We start from the raw sequence: 2804 nt of genomic DNA, 5'->3' as shown, positions 1-2804 counted from the left end.
CGCCAGCAAACACCGGCATCACCATAGTTGTCTACGATTTGACAGAAAATATCCCAACGCATGAGCAATTCGCTTTTTGAAACCCTTCAGCAGGATGTTAAACGGCTCCCCGGATTGCCGGGGGTGTATCGCTTCTTTGATGAGGCGGGACATATTCTGTATGTCGGTAAAGCACGCAACCTCAAAAAGCGTGTATCTAGTTACTTCCAACGAACGCAGATTTCACCACGAATAGAGCTGATGGTGGGAAAAATTGCCCGCTACGAAACTACAGTAACACGCTCAGAAACCGAAGCCTTAATTCTAGAGAACAATCTCATTAAGGAGTTGGCCCCACCATTTAACATTCTCTTCCGAGATGATAAGTCCTATCCCTATGTGATGTTGACGGGTCACCAGTTCCCTCGTTTGGCCTCGTATCGCGGAAAAACAGATAAGCGCAATAACTACTTTGGACCATTCCCAAATTCATGGGCAGTGCGAAATAGCGTTCAAATTTTGCAGAAAGTATTTCGCCTGAGAACCTGTGAAGACTCTGTATTTAAAAACCGCAGTCGCCCTTGTTTGTTACATCAAATTCATCGCTGTAGTGCACCTTGTGTTGGCCGTCTAAATGCTGAGCAGTATGGGCAGGACGTAGCCCAGGCAACCCGGTTTTTAGAGGGCGATCATAGTCGAGTGCTTTCTGAGCTTGAAAAGAAAATGCATGTCTATAGCGATGCCATGGAGTTTGAAATGGCTGCAGTCTTAAGAGATCGTATTGCAGATCTCTCGAGCGTCTTGCAGCAGCAGTCGATGGATACCGTTGCTGATGGTGAGGGTGATGTGGATGTGATTGCTGTTGCTCAAATGGAAGGCGTGGTTTGCGTCAATTTGGCAATGATTCGTGGTGGTCGCCATTTGGGTGATCGGGCTTATTTCCCGAAAGGTTTGCGCTCAGGCTCGGGAGAACTGCCACCTCCAGCAGAAATTCTCGAAGCCTTTATTGCTCAGCATTACTTGGAGGAGAAGTCCGGTGATGGTGAGGCGACCACCAATTTAATTCCACCGGTGCTGATTTTGAATCACCCCCTGAGAAAGTTGGTTGATGATATTTCAGCATCGCAAGAAAGTGCTGAAGATGTTACCGAGCAATCAGCCCCGGAAGGTTTGCATGACTTACTCAATGCGCAAGCTGGCAAGCGCATTACTTTCCTTCATCAGCCCCAAGGCCAAAGACGACATTGGTTGGCTATGGCTGAAGGTAATGCCAAGATCGCGATTGCCAAGCGTTTAGTGGAGACGGGCGGCCAACTGGCAAGAGCAAGAGCATTAGCTGATGTCCTGGCGCTCGAACTGGAAAGTCTTGAGCAACTGCGTATTGAATGTTTTGATATTAGCCATACTTCCGGTGAGGCCACTCAAGCATCTTGTGTGGTGTATTCCAAAAACGCAATGCAGCCTAGTGAATATCGCCGCTTCAATATCAACGACATTACTCCAGGTGATGACTACGCTGCAATGCGTCAGGTCTTGCAACGCCGTTACGCAAACTTCCAGGAGCTTCCTGTTGAGAAAATGCCCCAAGTCATTTTGATCGACGGCGGCAAAGGTCAGGTAGAGATGGCAAGACAAGTCCTCTCTGAATTCGGCATGGACATCAGTCTCATCGTTGGCGTCGCCAAAGGCGAGGGTCGTAAGGTAGGTCTTGAGACGCTCATCTTTGCAGATGAACGTAAATCGCTCGAACTTGGTATAGATAGTGCCGCGTTGCTATTGGTAGCCCAAATACGAGATGAGGCGCATCGCTTTGCTATTACGGGTATGCGAGCCAAGCGTGCAAAAGCCAGAACGGTTTCTCAGTTAGAGGAGATTGAGGGGATTGGAGCAAAGCGCCGTCAAAAATTACTCGCCCGTTTTGGGGGTTTGCGCGGTGTTTCTAATGCCACTATTGAGGAGCTTTCCAGCGTGGAGGGAATATCCACCGCATTAGCTGAGCAAATTTATAGGCAACTCCATTGATTTCCCAGTGTACGCACATTGGTTTATGCTTGAGTCATGCCATTTAATCTGCCTATTGCTCTGACCTGGTTACGTGTAGCCGCAATTCCTCTCGTGGTTGCAGTATTTTTTTTACCGAATAGCTGGCTTACTCCTTTCGAGAAAAATCTCACCGCCACTGTGATTTTTGTTTTTGCGGCAGTGACCGATTGGTTGGATGGTTATTTAGCTCGCAAAATGAAACAAGAATCGGCATTCGGCCAATTCTTAGATCCGGTGGCAGATAAATTAATCGTAGCTGCTGCATTACTCGTTTTGCTCAATATGGACCGCGTCCAAGTCTGGGTGGCCCTCATCATTATTGGTCGTGAAATTACCATCTCAGCATTAAGAGAGTGGATGGCGCTATTGGGTGCCGGAAAAAGCGTTGCCGTGCACATGGTTGGCAAGCTAAAAACCACCGCTCAACTCGTGGCGATTCCATTTTTATTGTTAAACGACACCTTATTTGGTTGGTTAAATTGCGCACAAGTTGGCACTTGGTTAATCTGGATTGCATCCTTTTTAACGCTTTGGTCAATGTTCTATTACATGAAAAAGGCTTTGCCTCAGCTAGTTGATAAGGCTGAATAAAGTCAGCAAACCCATGGCCGATAAGGGTTTGATGGAAAGGTGAGTCTTGCCAGTTTTTGGTCTAACTCACAAATAATGCGTTCTCTAAAATTGTTTGTTAAACTACTGCCCTGTTATGCGGGAATAGCTCAGCTGGTAGAGCGATACCTTGCCAAGGTATAGGTCGGGAGTTCGAACCTCCTTTCCCGCTC

General features: G+C 47.3%; 3 protein-coding genes and 1 tRNA gene. 3 read left to right on the top strand and 1 reads right to left on the bottom strand.

Going from position 1 to position 2804, the window contains the following annotated elements; all coding sequences use genetic code 11:
* On the bottom strand, positions 1-62 hold a 62-nt coding region (gene earP / locus B7Y67_RS14500; RefSeq protein WP_293599246.1), incomplete at its 3' end, for an elongation factor P maturation arginine rhamnosyltransferase EarP.
* On the opposite strand from earP, the gene uvrC reads away from it, so the two are divergent.
* The 3 genes from uvrC (at position 61) to B7Y67_RS14485 (ending at position 2803) form a co-directional block, all read left to right on the top strand.
* On the top strand, positions 61-2001 hold the full coding sequence (uvrC, locus tag B7Y67_RS14495; RefSeq protein WP_293599245.1) for an excinuclease ABC subunit UvrC: 1941 nt from the start codon (positions 61-63) through the stop codon (positions 1999-2001). The genes earP and uvrC overlap by 2 nt on opposite strands.
* 36 nt (positions 2002-2037) lie before the next feature.
* Entirely contained in the window at positions 2038-2613 is a 576-nt protein-coding gene (gene pgsA / locus B7Y67_RS14490; protein ID WP_293599244.1) for a CDP-diacylglycerol--glycerol-3-phosphate 3-phosphatidyltransferase, read from the top strand.
* A 117-nt stretch (positions 2614-2730) separates the two neighbouring features.
* Positions 2731-2803: transfer RNA gene (locus B7Y67_RS14485), tRNA-Gly, on the top strand.
* Position 2804: the final 1 nt, after the last annotated feature.

The organism is Polynucleobacter sp. 35-46-11, from assembly GCF_002281105.1.
The sequence above is the reverse complement of the archived record's forward strand: the minus strand, read 5'-3'. Positions and strand labels throughout refer to the sequence as shown.